Origin of the sequence: Glutamicibacter sp. M10 (assembly GCF_025452055.1) — a bacterium.
Taxonomy (GTDB): Bacteria; Actinomycetota; Actinomycetes; order Actinomycetales; family Micrococcaceae; genus Glutamicibacter.
Genome location: NZ_CP104918.1, coordinates 3482570 through 3501056 on the forward strand (window position 1 = coordinate 3482570; position 18487 = coordinate 3501056).

The following is an 18487-nucleotide window of genomic DNA, read 5'->3' on the forward strand; positions in this document are numbered from 1 at the left end:
ATCGTCGAAGCGATGAGCAACGGCCAGATGAAGATCAAGCTGCCCGATAACACGTGGTTCTCCTTGGACCAACCGCTCTTCGCTAAGCTCAAGGCATTAGTCGATGAGGCGCAGGCCCTGAACGACAAGCCAAAAGAAGGCGACCTGAAGCTTACTGTCTTCCAGATCTCCATCTTTGAAGAACTTGATGAGCTCGCCGAAGGTATCGATGGCGCAGACATGTTCATTGCGCGCATGCGATCCCTGCTCAGGGTTGCCGAGGGAGATCAAGCTGAGGTCCCTCAGTCGCTGAATGCGCAGCTGCGCCCTTATCAGGTTGAAGGCTTCCGCTGGCTCAGTCGCCTGTATGAAGGCGGTTTCGGCGGGATCCTGGCCGATGACATGGGTTTGGGTAAAACCCTTCAGACCATCGCCCTGATCTTGCACGCGCACGGTTTGTGGGACGATGAGCAAGCGTGCGCCCAGTTGCCGGCAGCGCAGCGCGAGCGTGCACCGTTCTTGGTTGTTGCTCCGAGCTCGGTGGTCTCTAACTGGGAAACCGAAATCAACAGGTTCGCTCCGAGCTTGCGTGTGGTGAGCATCGAAGGAACTATGAGCTCACCGCATCAGCTGCGCGACTTGGCTCAAAACTACGACGTCATTCTCACGACCTACACGTTGCTGCGCCTCAACGATGAGATCTACGAGGGCCAGCGCTTCGCCGGGTTGATTCTTGATGAGGCCCAGTTCGTAAAAAACCGCTCCACCAAGGCTCACCGCACCGCGGTCAACCTCCAGACTAATTTTAAGTTAGCTGTCACCGGTACCCCGATGGAAAACAACCTCTCTGAGCTTGGCGCGTTGTTGTCTTTGGTAGCTCCGGCGCTGTTCTTGAACACCAGTCGGTTTAACCGTCAGTTTGCCCGTCCAATCGAGGTCCTGGGCGATAAAGACACCTTGGTGCTGCTACAGCGTCGTATCAAGCCGTTCATGTTGCGCCGCACCAAGGAATCTGTGGTTCTGGATCTGCCTCCTAAACAGGAGCAGCAGCTGTTGGTTCGTCTCTCCGACGAGCACCAGCACGTTTACGACACCCACTTAAACCGTGAGCGTCAGAAGATTCTGCACCTGGTTGAGGATCTGGATCGCAACCGGTTCACCATTTTCCAGTCGTTGACCCATCTTCGTATGTTGGCACTTGAACCATCGCTGGTTGATCCCGAGCTTGCCGATGTCCCCGGATCCAAGCTGGAGGCACTCTTTGATCAGCTTGACGATGTACTCGGCGAAGGACACCGCGCCTTGGTCTTCAGCCAGTTCACTTCCTACCTGAAGGTGTTGGCCGACAAGCTCACTGAGCGTGGCGTGAACTTTGTGTATCTCGATGGAAATACGCGCAATCGCTCCAAGGTCATTGATCAGTTCAAGGAAGGCGAAGCGCCACTGTTCTTGATTTCGCTCAAGGCCGGTGGTTTCGGTTTGAACCTCACCGAGGCTGACTACTGCTTCTTGCTTGACCCATGGTGGAATCCTGCGGTTGAAGCTCAGGCGATTGACCGTACTCACCGTATTGGCCAAACCCGCCAAGTGATGGTCTACCGGATGATTTCCCAAGGCACCATCGAAGAGAAGGTTGTCGCTCTGCAGGAAAGCAAGCGCAAGCTCATCTCAACAGTGATGGATGAAGCCGATGGGTTCTCTAAAGCACTGACCGCTCAGGACATTAGAGGGCTGCTCGAGTAACAGGTTGATTAAATCTCTCGGAATAGGGGCCGACTGCTAGCCAGACACGATATATTCGTTATGACGGTTGATGTGCGTTATTCCACACATAGTGCACCCAGCGGTTACTGGCCTGAGCGGCTCCTCGTTCAGGCGAAACGAACGATGAAGGCGGTAATAACCGTGTCCCTGATTAAATCGGAGACGATCAGTACCCCCGATGATGACTGGATGCGCGCATCAGTCAGTACTGAAAAAGATCGTGTGGTTATCGAGGCAGGACAGGAACGTTTGTCCTTGGAAAACGATCGCCTGTTGGAAAAAGTCCATCAGGTTTTAGCTTCTCCGCTCGAAGAGATTTTTTACAACCCTAAGCACAGGATGCTATTGATTCCTGGAGCGTTCGCGGTTGTCGGTTCCTCGTTCCTACGAATCGATGCTGACGCTCAAGCGACTGTTGGCCTACGAGGCTAAGAATCGTCACTGTCTGCCCCAAGACACCCAATCGGTGCACTTGGGGCATTCTTGTATCCACAGAAACACATCGCTGTCCCGGACTGTCCGGGTCGCCCTCAAAAGGTGCTGCCACAAGCCAAATCAAGCAATCTTCGCCGATTTTTCGCGGCGTGTCATCTAGAGGCCTTCACCACACTTTCGGCGCAAAGAGACCGCAGTGTGCGTCCCGGCCCAATTCGCGTACATGCCTATTACCTTCAACGGTTTTCGCCTGTCTGTCAGCTGTGCAAAGTCCCGCATTAGGCTCAGTCGATGAGACGTGGGACACGCTCCGATTCGGGGAAATATTAGGTTACTTGGTAGTGTAGATAACTATCCGCTAAAGCGTTTCATCACTCGAAGCCCCGGATTAGTCGGTTTTTCGAGTAGAAATCTATCGATTTCGATGAGTCGCCCGGTGTCTGTTTGTGACTGCACGGAGTAATTTTTTACTCACTGACGAAGTGTCCCAGACGCCGGCTGAACGACAAGATCAAGAAAGATACGAGGAGTGAAGCTATGGAAGCCGCTAATCCACGCAAGCAACGGTTTTTTAGAAAACGTCGTCTAAAAGTAGAAGATGTCAACGTTGTTGACGACTCAATGTTTAAGAAGGCCATCGGCGGTACCGTCGTCGGTAACCTCATGGAATGGTACGACGTTGGTGTCTACGGCTACCTGGCCGTGATCATCGGCAAGTTGTTCATGCCGGACACCGTCGACCCAGCAATTCAGACTTTGTTCAGCCTCGGCGTCTTCGCCGTGACATTCGTGGCCCGCCCGCTGGGCGGTGTAATTCTGGGGCAGATGGGTGACCGCGTTGGTCGCCAGAAGATTCTTGTCTTCACCCTACTGATGATGGCACTAGCCACCTTCGGCATCGGTATCCTCCCGGATTACACGGTATGGGGTGTAGCAGCACCAATCCTGCTGGTTGTTTTGAAGCTCATCCAGGGCTTCTCCACCGGTGGCGAGTATGCAGGTGCTACTACGTTCATTACCGAGTACGCACCAGATAAGCGCCGTGGCTTCTACGCCTCATTGCTGGACCTCGGTTCCTACATGGGCTTCGCCATTGGTGCTGCCTTTGTTTCGATCCTCCAGCTGACCCTGACTGAAGATGTCATGGAAGGTTTCGCTTGGCGTATTCCATTCCTGGTGGCGCTGCCACTGGGTGTGATCGCTTTGTGGTTCCGTTCAAAAATTGAAGATACTCCAGCGTTCCAAGAAGCCCAGGAGGCTGCCAACCGCGCGAGCGAGGACGCTAAGAACTCGGCGGACGCGCCTAAGGGTGTTATTGACCTGGTCAAGAGCTACTGGCGTGAACTGCTCACTGGGTTCGTCCTCGTGTCCGCCGCTAACACTGCTGGTTACGCGCTGACCAGCTACATGCCGACCTACCTGACCGAGACCCTGCACTATGACCCGGTCCACGGTAACCTGCTGACCCTGCCGATCCTTGTTGGTATGTCTTTGTGCATCCCGCTGGGTGGCAAGCTCTCAGACACCATTGGTCGTCGTAAGGTGCTGTTCATCGGTTCGGTGTCCGCAATTCTTCTGGCCATTCCTGCGTTCTTGTTCATGATGCACGGCGCTGTCTGGTCGACCTTGGTGGGCTTGGCCCTGTTGGCCTTCCCAGTGACCTTCTACGTCGCCAACCTGGCTTCGTCCTTGCCAGCATTGTTCCCTACTGCCTCGCGTTACGGTGGCATGGGTATCTCCTACAACTTTGCGGTAGCGATCTTCGGTGGCTTCGCACCATTTATCATGCAGGCACTGGTCACCATGACCCAGTCATCGCTGGCACCAGCGTTCTGGGTGATGGGTACGTCGGTAGCTGGCTTTATCGCCGTCTGCTTCCTGAAGGAATCAGCACGTAAGCCACTGCCTGGCTCGCTTCCTTCGGTTGCGACCGAAGAGGAAGCTATCGAGCTGGTCAAGACTCAGGAAGAAAACCCTGACCTTGATGTTGAGGAACTCTTCGAGCAGGTTCCCGCTTTGGAGGAAAGCTACCAGCAGGAAATCGCCGATGGTAATCCGTCCGGTAAGGACATGACTCCACAGCCATAGCTTGCCCCTGGCTGCAGCTACGAGCAGTAGCCAGATCAATAACTGAATAGCAAAGAGGAGAAGGCTGCGAAATCATTCGCAGCCTTCTCCTCTTTGCTTCAACGCATCTCTTGGATTTGGCCGATCTTGGCCTCAAAAACTAATGCCCCGGATCCGTGAGGATCCGGGGCATTAGTTTTGGAAACGTTAGCTTAGAGAGCTGCGAAAACTTCGCGCAGCAATACAGCGGTCTCCGAAGGAGTCTTGCCAACCTTTACGCCAGCAGCTTCCAGTGCTTCCTTCTTGGCCTGGGCGGTGCCAGCCGAGCCGGAAACGATGGCGCCTGCGTGGCCCATGGTCTTGCCCTCAGGAGCGGTGAAGCCAGCCACGTAGCCAACAACTGGCTTGGTGACGTTGGCCTTGATGTAATCAGCTGCGCGCTCTTCAGCGTCGCCACCGATCTCACCGATCATAACGATGGCCTTGGTCTCTGGGTCAGCTTCAAAAGCAGCCAGAGCATCAATGTGGGTGGTACCGATGACTGGGTCGCCGCCGATGCCGATTGCGGTCGAGAAGCCCAGATCGCGCAGTTCGTACATCATCTGGTAGGTCAAGGTACCCGACTTGGAAACCAAGCCGATTGGGCCCTTGCCAGTGATGTTGTTCGGGGTGATACCAACCAGTGCTTCACCTGGGGTGATGATGCCTGGGCAGTTAGGGCCGATGATGCGGGTGATCTGGTTGCCGTCGGCGTCAACCTTCGACTGTGCCAGAGCCCAGAACTCAGCGGAGTCCTGTACTGGAACACCTTCGGTGATAACTACAACAAGGCCAACCTCGGCCTCGATAGCTTCAACGACTGCGTCCTTGGTGAACTTAGGTGGCACGAAGACGATTGATACGTCAGCGCCGGTCTCGGCCTTGGCCTCAGCCACGGTGCCGTAAACCTTGATGTCCTGGTCACCGTGGGTCACGGTGGTACCAGCCTTGCGGGCGTTCACGCCGCCAACAATGTTGGTGCCAGCCTTGAGCATCAGGGCGGTGTGCTTGGTGCCTTCGCCGCCGGTGATGCCCTGGACGATGACCTTGGAGTCCTTGTTCAGGTAAATGCTCATTGTTCGCTTATCCCTCTTACTTCGCTGCGTTGGCGAGCTCGGCAGCCTTATCGGCGCCCTCATCCATGGTTGCTGCCAGGGTGACCAACGGGTGGTTAGCCTTGGCCAAGATGGCACGACCCTCTTCAACGTTGTTGCCGTCCAGGCGGACAACCAGTGGCTTGTTCGCTGCATCACCCAGGGTGTTCAGCGCTCCAACGATGCCGTTTGCTACAGCGTCACATGCGGTGATGCCACCGAAGACGTTGACGAAGACCGACTTGACCTGTGGGTCGTTCAGGATGACGTCAAGGCCGTTAGCCATAACCTCAGCCGAAGCTCCACCACCGATATCAAGGAAGTTTGCAGGCTTGACCGAACCGTGGTTCTCGCCAGCGTAGGCAACAACGTCCAGGGTCGACATAACCAGGCCAGCACCGTTACCGATGATGCCTACTTCGCCGTCCAGCTTGACGTAGTTCAGGCCCGAAGCCTTAGCCTTGGCTTCCAGCGGATCCGCTGCGCCCTTGTCTTCCAGCTCTTCGTGAGCTGGGTGACGAACCTCAGAGGCGTTGTCATCCAGGGAGACCTTGCCGTCAAGTGCGACGATGTCGCCGGCGCCGGTCTTCACCAGTGGGTTAACCTCAACGAGGGTTGCGTCTTCTTCCTTGAAAACAACCCAGAGCTTCTGGATGGTTTCTGCAACCTTGGCACGCAACTCTTCAGGGAAGTTTGCTTCTGCCACGATCTCGGCAGCCTTCGCGGCGTCAATGCCAACGATTGGGTCAACGGCAACTTTGGCCAAAGCATCTGGGCGCTCAACTGCGAGCACCTCGATCTCCATGCCACCTTCTACCGAGCACATGGCCAGGTAGTTACGGTTCGAGCGGTCCAGCAGTACCGAGAAGTAGAACTCCTCAGCGATGTCGGCGCCCTGAGCGATCATGACCTTGTTCACGGTGTGGCCCTTGATGTCCATACCGAGAATGGCCGATGCGTGCTCGAAAGCTTCATCGGCAGTCTTAGCGACCTTAACGCCGCCAGCCTTACCGCGGCCACCGACCTTGACCTGTGCCTTTACTACAACTACGCCGCCGATCTTCTCAGCTGCGGCCTTGGCTTCTTCCGGGGTGTAAGCGACGATACCGGCAAGCACGGGAACACCGTGTGCCTCAAATAGATCGCGCGCCTGGTACTCATACAGGTCCACGGGTTTGTGTCCTTCGTTCGAAGTTCATGCTGACTCGCGGCATGGCCACGGACCGAAATCCATGCCATACCTAAGAGAGCGCACCGCAACAAACGGACGTCATTAGGCGCCGTAGCCCGTGCGCACCTCTCAGACTATCCCGACTTTCTCAAAGTTCCCACTTTTACAACACGTAGAGAAACTAGGGAATTCCGCCGAGAACCAAATTAATGTGACGAAGGTAACTAAATTACTCGGTTGGCTATTCGACTATTTCAAGAGGTGCATAACGCAATAACAGTCTCTTTTCAGAATCTGGGAATTGCACCTTTGCCACCGTCTTATCGCCAGCACCTTCCAAAGCGAGAACAGTTCCCAAGCCAAACGCGGAATGCTTGACCGATTGCCCGACCTTGGGAATGGTGATGTCCTTATTTTGCACAACACGTTGCTTGGAGACTGGAGCAGCATTCATGCCGCGAGCCGGCGCAGATGACGAAGTGCCAGCACCCCAATGGGTTCCACGGTCATATCTGCTCGTGGCGAAATTCACCGCAGAATTACCAAAGCCGAAGCCCATGCCACCGGAACCCTCGCGTTTCCAGTCGATGAGCTGTTCTGGAATTTCTTCCAAGAACTGGCTCGCTGGGTTGTACTGAGCTTGCCCCCAAAGGCTTCGCTGTTCAGCACGCGAAAGATACAGGCGCTCACGAGCACGAGTGAGCCCCACGTAGGCCAAACGACGCTCCTCTGCCAGTTCCTTCTCGTCGGTCATTGAACGCTGATGCGGGAAGACGCCGTGTTCCATACCGGTCAGGAAGACTACTGGGAATTCCAAGCCCTTGGCAGTGTGCAGGGTCATCAAGGTGACCATGCCTTCCTGCGCAGCCATCGCAGCACCTTCGTCATCACTGGGCGCTTCCGGAATCTGGTCGGCGTCGGCGACTAATGCCACACGTTCTAAGAATCCGGCCAAACCACCTTCAGGATCATCGTTAACGAAGTCACGAACCACAGCGACTAGTTCAGCCAGGTTCTCCACCCGTGATTCATCTTGCGGATCTGTAGATAGACGCAAGATTTCGAGATAGCCGGTTTGTTCCAGTACTGCTTCAAGCGCTTCGGCTGGTCCTGATCCTTCAGCCACAGTTTGCAAATCATCCATCAAGGAAACAAAGGCTGCGGTCATCTTGATTCCGCGGGTGCCCAAACCAGGTGCTTCATCGGAACGGCGCAGCGCTTCCATAAAGGAGATGCGTTCTCGATCAGCCAAGGCGGCCACTGCGCCTTCGGCACGATCGCCGATGCCTCGCTTTGGTTCGTTGAGGATACGACGGACGTTGATGTCATCATCAGGATTCACCAAGGCACGCAGGTAGGCCAACGCATCCTTGATTTCCTTGCGGTCGTAGAACCGAGTTCCGCCGACTACGCGGTACTTCAAGTCCAAGCGCATCAGTTGCTCTTCTAGGGCACGAGACTGCGCGTTGGTGCGATAGAAGATCGCTACGTCTCCGGGACGCACGTCGTTTTCATCGTTAAGTCGCAAGATTTCTTCGGCAATCCAGCGAGCCTCGTCGGATTCAGATTCACCGACGTACCCGGTGATCAGTTCACCGTCGCCGCTGGCGGTCCACAGTCGCTTGTCGTTGCGGTCCGGGTTGCGCTTGATAACTTCGTTGGCCGCAGAAAGGATCGTCTGGGTGGAACGATAGTTCTGTTCCAACTTGATCGTTGCGGCGCTCGGATAGTCCTTCTCAAATTCGATGATGTTTCGAATATCAGCACCACGGAAAGCATAAATTGACTGGTCGGAGTCACCAACAACAGTCAACTCGCCGGGGGTGGTCTCCCCTCGATTCCGGTGAGTTCACGGATTAGTGAGTACTGCGCGTGGTTGGTGTCCTGGTACTCATCAATCAGTACATGACGGAAGCGGCGGCGGTAGCTGTCAGCTAGTCGCGGGAACGCTCGGAACATGTAGACAACTTGACCAATCAAGTCATCAAAGTCCAAGGCATTAGCCGAACGCATACGGCGGGTGTATCCACGGTAAACCTCGGAAACAGCTCGCGAGAACGGATCGTTGGTGTTGATGGTCGCGGCGTAGTCCTCATCGTCGATGAGCTCATTTTTCAGCGATGAAATTTTATGAGCGATCGCCTTGGGAGTGAAACGCTTCGGATCGATTTCCAATGACTTGGCCACTAATGTGATCAGCCGTAAGGAATCGGTTGAATCGTAGATTGAGAAGTTGGACTTCAACCCAATGGCTGGGGCTTCTCGACGCAAGATACGCACGCACGAGGAGTGGAACGTGGAAATCCACATCTTTTTCGCTTTGTCTTGACCAATCAATTCCGCTGCGCGTTCACGCATTTCGGCGGCTGCTTTGTTGGTGAAGGTAATCGCCAAGATCTCATGAGGGCGCGCGCGACCGGTAGCCAGCAAGTACGCGATTCTGTGCGTAAGCACGCGCGTCTTACCTGAACCTGCACCAGCCACAATAAGCAAGGGGCCACCGGCATAGCGTACGGCTTCCTCCTGCTGGGGATTCATGCCGACCAACAGCTCTTCTGCGGTAGGCATGTCCGGTTGTGCAGTGTCCGTAGCGAAATCATCAAAAAGAAAATCCATGATGTAGCCAGTCTACGTGGCGATTAGGACACTTTTCGGTGGCCGTTGAAAAGTGCAAGCTAGAGCACGGGCATAATGGACTGTATGGCAAAGAACGTCAAGAAAACTAAAGAGTATCGCAAACCGAGTCAGTTCAATGCTCATGATCAACAGAGAGCTACAAACCCTGTTGCAGCACGAGTGGCAAGGAACGGTTCGCAGGACAACCAGTCGAATCCGATGCTCCTGATATCCGTTGGTCTAGTTGTCGGTTTGGCCCTTTTTGTCTATTACCACCTGCTGACCATGGTGCAGATGAAAGACTTGAGCGATTCGCTGTCCATGCCAGATCAGCGAGTCTTTGGCTATACCGTCGCAGATATTGAAGCTCTGCGTTCTGTGATGAATGCTGACGCCATCGGACAGTTGAACTACCTGCACAAGACCGCAGGATTCTTGTTCCCGATGTTCACGGCCATCTTCTCGATGTTGTTGTTCATTCGTTGGATTCCCAATCGCCAAACCCGTTGGTTAGCGTGGATTGCCCCATTGGGCTTTGCACTGATAGATATCTGGGAAAACTTCGCCATTGATGCCCTGTTTACCGGTGAACTCAGCCCTGGCTTAGTGGCTCTAGCTTCCATCTTGACCACCGTTAGGTGGGCTCTACTCTTCATCACGGCAGCTCTCGTACTGAGCATCGGAGCGGTGAGGGCCAACCGTGCACTAAAGCGTAAGATCTTGGCTATCCGAGAGGGTACTGAGTAGGAACAAGGGTGAGATTTACCCTCAGCATCCTAGTAAGATAGTGTTATTGGTGTTTTCATGCCCAAGCCTCTGTAGCTCAGTTGGATAGAGCGACCCTCTCCTAAAGGGTAGGCCAGCGGTTCAATTCCGCTCAGGGGCACAAGATAAAGAGCTTTGCTACCGCAATATTGCTGGTAGCAAGGCTCTTTTCGTATCACGGCAACAGCTAAGGGCACGTTCATGATGAACGTGCCCTTAGCTGAGAATAAAGTTTGAGACTAGCGAAGCAGGAGTGCGGTCGCCTTTGGCGAAAGCGAAGCATCCATGACTACGCAGGCGCCACCGATGGCTCCTACATTGGCGCCAAGTTCGGAGGTGCGAGTTTCGATTTCGTGAACACCGCGCAGAGCGAATCGGCGCTCAACTGATTCTCGAACATCGTTTTCTACCAGCTCGCGAACCTTGCCCCACTGTGGACCGCCGAAGATGATTTCGCGGACGTCCAACGAGTTGGCTAGCTGACCTGCAACTTCAGCGACCATGGTCATGGATCCGGTAACCAATTCCTTGGCTACCTTGTTGCCTTCATGAGCCAGTTCGTAGAGTCGGTTCATACCCTCTGCACGCTGTTCCGGGCCTACGATTTCGTAGGTAGGAAGCTCCAGGCCACGTTCCTTGGCCTGGGCAGAAATGTACTCGTACGAGGTACCTGCTGCGAGGCAGTCGTCAGCACCGCATTCTTCACAAATGATCGACTTGTGCCCGGTGGAGTAGTGTCCGATTTCGCCAGCGTTGTTGCTTGCGCCGTGGTGAACATCGTTATTGAGCACTAGGCCGGCACCGAAGCCGTGACCGCAGTAAACAAATACGAAGTCGTTGTTCTTTTCTTCCTTGGACTGCCATAGCTCGCCAACGGCGGAGGCGATGGTGTCCTTTTCGATGATGACCTGCAAGCGCAAGAGCTTACGCAGCGGGTTGACCAGCTCAACATCAGCCCAACCATCAAGCAGTGGTGGGTTCAGAACGATACCCTCTTCAACGTTGACTGGACCTGGAACTGCGATGCCCACGCCAACGATGTGCTTCTTTGGAATGCGAATTTCAGCGATAAGTTCCTTGACGGTGGTGGCCATCAGCTGGATCGTCTCGTTAGCGACCTCCAAGTTAGGAACTTCGATGCGACGCTCGCGCAATACTTCACCACGAAGGTTCATCGCAACGAAGCTGAGAACGCTAGGATCAAGGTGGATACCAATGGAAACCAAGCGGTTGCCTTCAAGCTCCAAAACGGTGCGAGGCTTACCTGGGCCGGATACAATCGTGCGGTCTTCTCGGACAATTCCGTCATCCAGCAAACGGCGAACGACATTTGAAATGGTCTGTGGCGAAAGGCCAGTTGAACCTGCCAGTTCCACGCGGCTGATGCCATCAGGTGCACGTCGAATCGACTCGAGAATGACAGCCTGGTTAAAGTCACCCAGGCGGCCTAGATTTGTACCCCGTCGCATTTTTACTCCATTGTTCTGTAAAGTAGATAGATCGATCTTTCTGTTCCAGCGATCCCGGTAACAAATAGCACGTGGTCTGTATACCGCGAGTAATTTGACCGCTATGAGTTACAACTAAAAACGTTGGAGATCCAATTAAGCACGTTACCACCATTAACGTATGGATTCACGCGATATTGTGTTTTAGTGAAGAAAAATTTGACGATCTCAGCGGCATGTTTAATCAACAACCAAGGAGAAATTCTCCTCGTGCGCAAACGTGGCACTACCAAGTTCATGCAACCGGGCGGAAAACCTGAAATCGGGGAATCCCCGTTACAAACTGTCATTCGAGAAATCAGCGAGGAACTTGGAATCTCCTTCATGCCCGACGAACTCAAGTTCGACGGTGAATGGATTGGAGCGGCCGCCAATGAAGACGACACTTCCATCCGCGCCTCGCTATTTTCAGCGCACTACGACGGCAAGCTCGTACCCCTAGCAGAGCTTGAAGAACTTCTCTGGATCGCACCAAAAGACGCTTTGCTTCGCGAGGACATCGCTCCACTGCTACGTGAATTCGTATTGCCCCACGCCATTGCCAACGCCGCCGGATAACCTATTCGTCCCGGCAACCCAAAACGGGCCTTTAGCTGACCGTTTAGCTGGCTTGAAGGAACTCATCCCACGCTGCATCAATATGTTGCAGCCCAGAGACTAGGTGCCCTCCCATACGTGGTCGGTGTGGTGTGGTGCGAAGCTGCCAGCCAAGTTGCGAAAGCATCTTGTCGGCCTTGCGACTATTGCACAGCAGACAAGCTGCCACAAGATTCTCCCAAGTATTCTTCCCTCCCCTACTTCTGGGGATCACGTGATCGATAGTGTTCGCAGACTTACCGCAATAAGCGCAGGTAAAGGCGTCCCGACGCAGAACACCCCTACGCGTGACATGAAGCATGTCGCGGTAGGGGCGTCTTACATAGCGTTTGAGAACAATGACCGTGGGTCTGGGTAACTGTCCGTGGGAACTGCGAACTGGAGAATCGTCGTCCTGGAGAACAATGGTGGCTTTGTCAGCCATAACCATTACTAGGGCTCGTCTAAAAGTCACGACCGCTAAGGGTTCGTATCCTGCGTTTAATACCAGTGTTCGCATGTGTCGTACTTCCTTCTTGAACCGATTGCTACCATCTGGCATTGATGGAGCTCGCGCCCTTATCGGAGTGTCTCTACGGCTAGCCTATGCGAAGATTTAGGCGATTTGGGAGTATCTGAAGAAGAAATCAATCGTTTTTCACTTTTTTGATGTTCTACGTTCACTCTATTTAAACTAACAAAGGCCACCGGACGATTGAATCGTCCGATGGCCGTCGTAAAGCTGAATTTAGCCAGCTAGGGTGTAGTAACCGTACAGTGGGTTGCGCGATACATCGTGAACCAAAGTACCAACACTTGGGTTCTGTGCACCGATCATCTTGCCACCGCCGAGGTAGATACCTACGTGGCCGCCACCGTTCTGGAATACCAAGTCGCCAGGCTTAGGGCTGCTGGTGCGCTTGAACTGCCCCGAGCCAAGGATGGCCGAGGTTCCGCGAGCGATGTTGATGCCGTTCTGTGCGTAAACATACTTTACGAAGCCCGAGCAATCCCAACCGCTTGGGGTGTTGCCGCCCCAGACGTATGGAACGCCAGCGTACTTGGCTGCGGTGCCAGCGATGCCGGACAGGCCAGCAGACTGTACCGAGGTCTCAGCCTTGGTTTCGGTCTTTGCCTTAGCTTCGGTCTTCGCCTCAGCCTTTGGAGCAGCGGTTGCTGCCTTTGCGGTTCCGGTGCTACGGCTCTGACGAGTCGTTGGAGCGAACGAATCCGAAGAATCGGAAGAAGTCGAGGAAGCGCTTGCAACGGTGGTCTTTGCTGGCTTAGCAGCAGTCGACGACTCGTTGGTGCGGGTGGTTGGCTCGATGTCATCAGCAACTGCGATAACAACTGGCTCTGGCTTCTCTTCTGCAGTGAAGCTTGCACGTTTAATGCTTACTGAAGCGTCCTTGTCGGCAGCAACGCTGACCGACTTGACTGCAACGCGCTCTGGGTTGATAGTGTCAACCGGCGAAGCCGAAACGTCGCGTGGTGCGGATGCCTGGCCTGGAACACCCAGGGTTACGATCAAACCGGATGCTGCTGCAACTACGGCAGCCTGACGACCCACCGAGCCTGCGTTAGACGCTACGGCCTGGGAAATCGCCTGTAGCGAATTGGTGCGTGAAACGTCGGCGCGGCGACGTCCATGTGCATGACTCTTGGTCAAAATATTGCCTCTCCTTGATACCTACGAGGTAAGCTGTCGGGTTCGAAGTGGAGTTACCTCGGTGGATTTGAAGTTTCCTTCTCTTCCACTTCACCCCTAGGGTTATTAGCCAAAGCTAATGACCCGATGTTGGTTCCCCCGCCACTGCCGTACGAGTTGTGTATAACTGCTCATTGCGTGTTGGCAGTGCTCGGTTCTCACGCAAAGATGCCCATGGGTTCCCCATGGCACGGATATAAGCCTATAGGATGATTTTTGAAATGTCACGTTTTGATCACGAAATAGTGACGAACGTCGTTATAACCAACCTGCAGGGTCTTTGAACTGACCGTCAACGATCACTTCGAAGTGCACGTGAGGCCCGGTTGAGTTGCCGGTAGTGCCCGACAATGCGATGAGATCGCCGCGCTTCACCTTGTCTCCAACCTTGACCAAAACCTTGCTGTTGTGGCTGTAGCCGGTTTCCAGGCCCTTGCCGTGATCCAGGGTGACTCGGTTACCTGAATGACCGGCCCAACCTGCAACCTCAACAACACCATCTGCTGCGGCGTAAACCTTGGTTCCACTGCCAACACCGTAATCGGTGCCGCTGTGAATCATGAAGCCTGCGCCGGTTGGATTCTTTCGGTGCCCGAAGGTCGAAGTGATGCGCTGGCTATCTACTGGTGCATCAAGCAACCCTGCGGTTTCCTTGAGCGTGGTGACACCGCCACCCGAAGCAGTCATGATCTCAGTGAGCTTCTCTTCACTGGCGACCTTCTTATTTACTTCGGAGGACAGTGCAGCGCGTTCAACGGAAAGCTCCGTTGTGCTCTCAGGAGCCTTGACGTCGACTACAGCTGAAGTTGCGGTGCGCTGTTCGGCGGCAACTGCCTTGTCCTCTTCACCGGTGCTGCCCGAAAGCTGTGGGGCAACTACTGCCAAAGCCAAACCTGAAACCGCAGCGACTGCAGCGATCTTGTGGCTGAAGCCGGCACGAATTGGCTTACGGCTCTTGGTCTTGACGCTGGCAATGAACTCTACGTTGCTATCTGCATCAGCTGGAGCCGAGCTCGTTGCCTGAGTTTCAGTGCGCTGTGGCAATGAAACAACATTGCTCGCGGCGATCTTTGAAGCAAAGTCTTTTTGGTTGGGTGCTACACCGTAGCGCTGGTTGGAGTCGAAGCGACGACCCACAAAGTCTGCGTGCACCGGCTTAACCGGGCTGATAGCGGGAGCTGCTGTCGCAGCGCGTGATGCGCGGCGTCCGTTGGGCCGCGCGGTGGCCGAAGCGGTGATCTCTGCAATCACGTCAATCTCGGTATCCGCAGCGCGACGTCGTCCCGCAGTCTTGGTTTCGACCAAAACATTCCTCTCACTGTTACGCCTACGAAGTTAGCTGTCGGGTTCGACTATGGAGAAATGCGTCGGCCTGTAAATTACAGAACTTCACCCCAAGACGTTTGCACGTCAAAATATTGGGTCCCCCGTTGTTGCCCTCAAATATTCGTGACCTTCTTCTGACGCAGGGCAACACTCGGCGGTCGCGACAGAGGCGGATGATGCACGTCAGATTGACGACACCACTAATAAACGTTACCGGGCATCGCCTAAAGTTACAATTTCGTTATCAAATTTGAGACCGAACAAACACGTGTCCGCTGACTTCAACTGGAAGCTCGAGTGCGCCTTCGATGCCCTGAACGCGGACCACTACGTAGTCGTCGGCACGTTCCAAAGTGACAATGGCACCGGGGCGAATTCCGCCTTCATTCAGTTGTCCGAGCAGAATTGGGTCCGTTTGGATCGGCTCAGCTAGACGCTCGATAGCTATCGGGCCGATGTTGCCGGCCAGCAATGCGTCATCCAAATTCTGAACGGCATGCGAGATTTCGGCCACGCTAGGGCCACCAAGTACTTCAAGACCTGGAATTGGGTTGCCATACGGGGAGACAGTTGGCTTACCCAATAGGTCGTAGAGTCGACGTTCAACACGTTCACTCATCACGTGTTCCCAGCGGCAAGCTTCGTCATGGACGTATTCCCAGTCCAAGCCGATCATGTCCGAAAGTAGACGCTCAGCCAAGCGGTGCTTGCGCATCACGCCCGTTGCTAATTCATGACCTTTATCAGTCAGCGCAAGGTGACGATCAGTAGAGACGACTACCAAACCGTCGCGCTCCATGCGGGCAACAGTCTGCGACACAGTTGGTCCTGAGTGGCCAAGACGCTCCGCAATTCGGGCACGCAAAGCCACGATCTCTTCTTCTTGAAGTTCAAGAATGGTGCGAAGATACATCTCAGTTGTATCGATAAGATCAGACACAGTAGCCGCTCCTGGAAGTCACAACAGTTAAGTTCGCTCGATTTTTACGTGGCGTCAATAGCCCACTCTACTTGGTCTATCAGACAGTGTGCGGATGTAACCCGCCGCGCAGATGTCGTAACCGACCGTCTCGCTTTTCCCTCGAGCCCCCGCAATTTGCGAAGATATCTATTGAAACGCCAAGGCCATCCTTCAATATTCCGATTCTGGGTAATGGTGGCCTATCAGGCACTTCAAACTATCGCTACAAGAGGAGCGCGATGAGCACGGACATCCAAATTCCACAAAACCTTCTGCCCGCCGATGGTCGATTCGGTGCCGGACCCTCCAAGGTTCGCGCAGAACAGGTCCAGGCCATCGTCGACGCCGGGTCCAAGTTGTTGGGAACTTCCCACCGCCAGGCACCGGTAAAGAACCTTGTAGCTTCGGTTCAGACCGGGCTCAAGGAGATGTTTAGTGCCCCTGAAGGCTATGAAGTTCTTCTCGGCGTAGGTGGTTCGACCGCATTCTGGGACGCCGCAACCTTCAGCTTGGTTCGTAACAAAGCACAGCACCTGTCTTTCGGTGAGTTTGGTTCCAAATTCGCCAAGGCCACCGACAAAGCTCCATTCTTGGCAGCTTCCTCAACCATCGTTGGCGAGCCAGGCACCGTTCCTGAGCCAGTAGCTGAAGCAGACGTTGACGTTTACGCATGGCCACAGAACGAAACTTCGACCGGTGCAGCAGCGCCGATCAAGCGCGTGGCCGGAGCCAATGAGGACGCATTGGTTGTCATTGACGCCACCAGCGCCGCGGGAGGCCTGGATGTAGACCTAGCCGAAACCGACGTTTACTACTTCGCGCCACAGAAGAACTTCGCTTCAGACGGCGGACTGTGGCTTGCTTTTGTCTCCCCTGCGGCCATCGCCCGCATCGAGGAAATCGCAGCCACCGATCGTTGGATCCCAGACTTCTTGGATCTGAAGACCGCGTTGGATAACTCGCTGAAGAACCAGACGTACAACACCCCGTCGCTAACCACGCTGGTTGGTCTTGACGCACAGATCAAGTGGATCAACTCCAATGGTGGACTGAAGTGGCCGCGCAGCGCACCGCAGAATCCGCAGGCTTGATACAGGCTTGGGCCGAGGCATCAGAGATCGCCTCGCTTTACGTGGCCAAGGCTGAACACCGTTCGAACGTTATTTCCACCGTTGATTTTGACGACTCGGTAGATGCTTCGGCTATCGCCAAGGCGTTGCGCGCCAACGGTGTGGTTGACGTTGAGCCTTATCGAAAGCTCGGTCGCAACCAGCTGCGCATCGCAACCTTTGTTGCCATTGAGCCAAGTGACGTGGCGGCATTGCTTAAGTGCATTGACTACGTCATCGAGCAGCTCTAAGAAGCAGACAAAGAAGCGGGAGCTTCGAAGGATCGGTTTAGACCAATTCTTCGAAGCTCCCGCTTCTTTTATTAAGTGTTAGCTGTCTTTGCGCGTGCGATTACGCTGGGCAGCGCGACGGCGTGCCGCGGTGCGTTGCGCGGTCCTGCGACGACGAACCTGACGTCGAGCCGGCGACTTATGCGGCTGAAGCTCGTCATCATTCTGTTCCGCGTCATCATCAGCTGGTTCTTGATCAGCGCGTTCCTGGTCACCTGATTCGCTGTCCGCCTGCGGCTGTGATGGCTCCTCGGAATCCGATGCCGGCACTTGCTCAGCGGACTCGCCGGCGACTTCGGCAGCGTCTGCTGCCTTGGCCGCTTCAATTTCTTCCTTAGCCAAGCGGTCAGCCCATGGAACCCAGGCTGGGGCTAACAAAGAACCCTCACCGGCAATAATGCCAACTTCGCATACCGTGAGGTCCTTGGCCTTAGCCCGTGGAACCCGGGCGACAGTAGCGAACCAAGTCCATCCCTGATATCCCTTTTTATAGGAGACAAATCGATGGGTGACAAGTCGCTCGCCTTCGGCGGTCACCCCGAGGTATTCGCCGATTTCGGGCGCGCTAGCAATCTCTGCCAGCGCGACACGAGCAGGTTCTACTGCGTCGGCGAGGATGGTGTCCAACTTAGGTTTACGGGCCATTATTTATGCGTCCAGATCGTCGGCTACCGCACGAAGTACGGTAGCAACCTTCTTGCCATATGCCTGTTCAGGATAACGCCCCTTGTGCAAGCTATTAGAAACGTTGTCGAGCAGCTTGATCAGATCCTCAATGAGGACGGCTTCAGCTTCCGGTTTTTGCGCTTAGCGCGAGCCACTGAAGGGGCCTGTTCGAGCAACCGCAAGCTCAGTGCCTGCGGGCCACGCCGTCCGTCAGCCACACCGAACTCCAAACGAGTACCGGGGCGCAGATCATGAACGCCTTCAGGCAACGCGGCCGCGTTGACGTAAATCTCTTTGCCATCCTCTGCGGTAATAAAACCGAAGCCCTTGGCCTTTTCGTACCATTTAACCTTGCCGCTAGGCATGATCACTTACCTCGTTCGTTCTTAGCTAAGTTGCATAACCGAGCTCTG

Annotated in this window: 13 protein-coding genes, 1 tRNA gene, 3 pseudogenes and 2 riboswitches; of the genes and pseudogenes, 7 read left to right on the forward strand and 10 right to left on the reverse strand. The window is 54.6% G+C overall.

From position 1 onward, the window contains the following. The first annotated feature begins 12 nt into the window (after positions 1-12). From N6V40_RS16835 to N6V40_RS16845, 3 genes are all read left to right on the forward strand, one after another. Positions 13-1722: a DEAD/DEAH box helicase gene (locus N6V40_RS16835; RefSeq protein WP_262198386.1), complete on the forward strand. Its 1710-nt coding sequence runs from the start codon at positions 13-15 to the stop codon at positions 1720-1722. A 162-nt stretch (positions 1723-1884) separates the two neighbouring features. After that, complete coding sequence (locus N6V40_RS16840; protein ID WP_131090317.1) at positions 1885-2175, forward strand: hypothetical protein; 291 nt, start codon at positions 1885-1887, stop codon at positions 2173-2175. Between the two features lie 540 nt (positions 2176-2715). Next, a complete protein-coding gene (locus N6V40_RS16845) occupies positions 2716-4266 on the forward strand; it encodes an MFS transporter (RefSeq protein WP_262198389.1) in 1551 nt (516 codons plus the stop codon). 191 nt (positions 4267-4457) lie between these two features. Here the strand turns inward: N6V40_RS16845 and sucD are convergent, their stop codons facing one another. The 3 genes and pseudogenes from sucD to pcrA form a co-directional block, all read right to left on the reverse strand. Then, positions 4458-5360: a succinate--CoA ligase subunit alpha gene (gene sucD / locus N6V40_RS16850; RefSeq protein ID WP_131090319.1), complete on the reverse strand. Its 903-nt coding sequence runs from the start codon at positions 5358-5360 to the stop codon at positions 4458-4460. A gap of 16 nt (positions 5361-5376) precedes the next feature. Next, positions 5377-6549 (reverse strand): ADP-forming succinate--CoA ligase subunit beta, encoded by a 1173-nt coding sequence (sucC, locus tag N6V40_RS16855; RefSeq protein ID WP_131090320.1) that lies wholly within the window; start codon positions 6547-6549, stop codon positions 5377-5379. A gap of 241 nt (positions 6550-6790) precedes the next feature. Then, positions 6791-9165: pseudogene (gene pcrA / locus N6V40_RS16860) on the reverse strand (DNA helicase PcrA). A gap of 180 nt (positions 9166-9345) precedes the next feature. Between pcrA and N6V40_RS16865 the strand changes: the two are divergent. Both N6V40_RS16865 and N6V40_RS16870 read left to right on the forward strand, forming a co-directional pair. After that, positions 9346-9912, forward strand: coding sequence for a hypothetical protein (locus tag N6V40_RS16865; RefSeq protein ID WP_262198392.1), 567 nt, complete (start codon positions 9346-9348; stop codon positions 9910-9912). Positions 9913-9977: 65 nt separating this feature from the next. Beyond that, positions 9978-10051, forward strand: a tRNA-Arg gene (locus N6V40_RS16870). A 118-nt stretch (positions 10052-10169) separates the two neighbouring features. On the opposite strand, the gene N6V40_RS16875 is transcribed toward N6V40_RS16870, so the two are convergent. After that, positions 10170-11399, reverse strand: coding sequence for an ROK family transcriptional regulator (locus tag N6V40_RS16875; protein WP_262198393.1), 1230 nt, complete (start codon positions 11397-11399; stop codon positions 10170-10172). Between the two features lie 186 nt (positions 11400-11585). Between N6V40_RS16875 and N6V40_RS16880 the strand changes: the two genes are divergently transcribed. Further along, positions 11586-11996 (forward strand): NUDIX hydrolase, encoded by a 411-nt coding sequence (locus tag N6V40_RS16880; protein WP_262198395.1) that lies wholly within the window; start codon positions 11586-11588, stop codon positions 11994-11996. Positions 11997-12039: 43 nt separating this feature from the next. On the opposite strand, the gene N6V40_RS16885 is transcribed toward N6V40_RS16880, so the two are convergent. The 4 genes from N6V40_RS16885 to N6V40_RS16900 form a co-directional block, all read right to left on the reverse strand. After that, the gene (locus N6V40_RS16885) at positions 12040-12576 is read right to left on the reverse strand and encodes an HNH endonuclease (RefSeq protein WP_396268083.1); all 537 of its coding nucleotides are present in this window, start codon (positions 12574-12576) and stop codon (positions 12040-12042) included. Positions 12577-12762: 186 nt separating this feature from the next. Continuing rightward, entirely contained in the window at positions 12763-13683 is a 921-nt protein-coding gene (locus N6V40_RS16890; protein WP_262198397.1) for a C40 family peptidase, read from the reverse strand. 3 nt (positions 13684-13686) lie between these two features. Continuing rightward, positions 13687-13856: riboswitch (cyclic di-AMP (ydaO/yuaA leader) on the reverse strand. A 124-nt stretch (positions 13857-13980) separates the two neighbouring features. Further along, positions 13981-15027, reverse strand: coding sequence for a M23 family metallopeptidase (locus N6V40_RS16895; RefSeq protein ID WP_262198399.1), 1047 nt, complete (start codon positions 15025-15027; stop codon positions 13981-13983). A 4-nt stretch (positions 15028-15031) separates the two neighbouring features. After that, positions 15032-15185, reverse strand: a riboswitch (cyclic di-AMP (ydaO/yuaA leader). A gap of 107 nt (positions 15186-15292) precedes the next feature. Beyond that, the gene (locus N6V40_RS16900; RefSeq protein ID WP_131090327.1) at positions 15293-15988 is read right to left on the reverse strand and encodes an iron-dependent transcriptional repressor DtxR; all 696 of its coding nucleotides are present in this window, start codon (positions 15986-15988) and stop codon (positions 15293-15295) included. 260 nt (positions 15989-16248) lie between these two features. On the opposite strand from N6V40_RS16900, the pseudogene serC reads away from it, so the two are divergent. Next, positions 16249-17369, forward strand: a pseudogene (gene serC / locus N6V40_RS16905) (phosphoserine transaminase). Between the two features lie 78 nt (positions 17370-17447). Here the strand turns inward: serC and N6V40_RS16910 are convergent. Then, complete coding sequence (locus N6V40_RS16910) at positions 17448-18053, reverse strand: DUF3027 domain-containing protein (protein ID WP_262198402.1); 606 nt, start codon at positions 18051-18053, stop codon at positions 17448-17450. Between the two features lie 3 nt (positions 18054-18056). Next, positions 18057-18439: pseudogene (locus N6V40_RS16915) on the reverse strand (cold-shock protein). Positions 18440-18487: the final 48 nt, after the last annotated feature.

Bases quoted from the DNA above. Each gene is read 5' to 3' on its own strand.
- N6V40_RS16835 (WP_262198386.1), top strand. From the start codon at position 13: ATGAGCAACGGCCAGATGAAGATCAAGCTGCCCGATAACACGTGGTTC.
- N6V40_RS16845 (WP_262198389.1), top strand. From the start codon at position 2,716: ATGGAAGCCGCTAATCCACGCAAGCAACGGTTTTTTAGAAAACGTCGT.
- sucD (WP_131090319.1), bottom strand. From the start codon at position 5,360: ATGAGCATTTACCTGAACAAGGACTCCAAGGTCATCGTCCAGGGCATC.
- N6V40_RS16875 (WP_262198393.1), bottom strand. From the start codon at position 11,399: ATGCGACGGGGTACAAATCTAGGCCGCCTGGGTGACTTTAACCAGGCT.
- N6V40_RS16885 (WP_396268083.1), bottom strand. From the start codon at position 12,576: ATGCCAGATGGTAGCAATCGGTTCAAGAAGGAAGTACGACACATGCGA.
- N6V40_RS16910 (WP_262198402.1), bottom strand. From the start codon at position 18,053: ATGGCCCGTAAACCTAAGTTGGACACCATCCTCGCCGACGCAGTAGAA.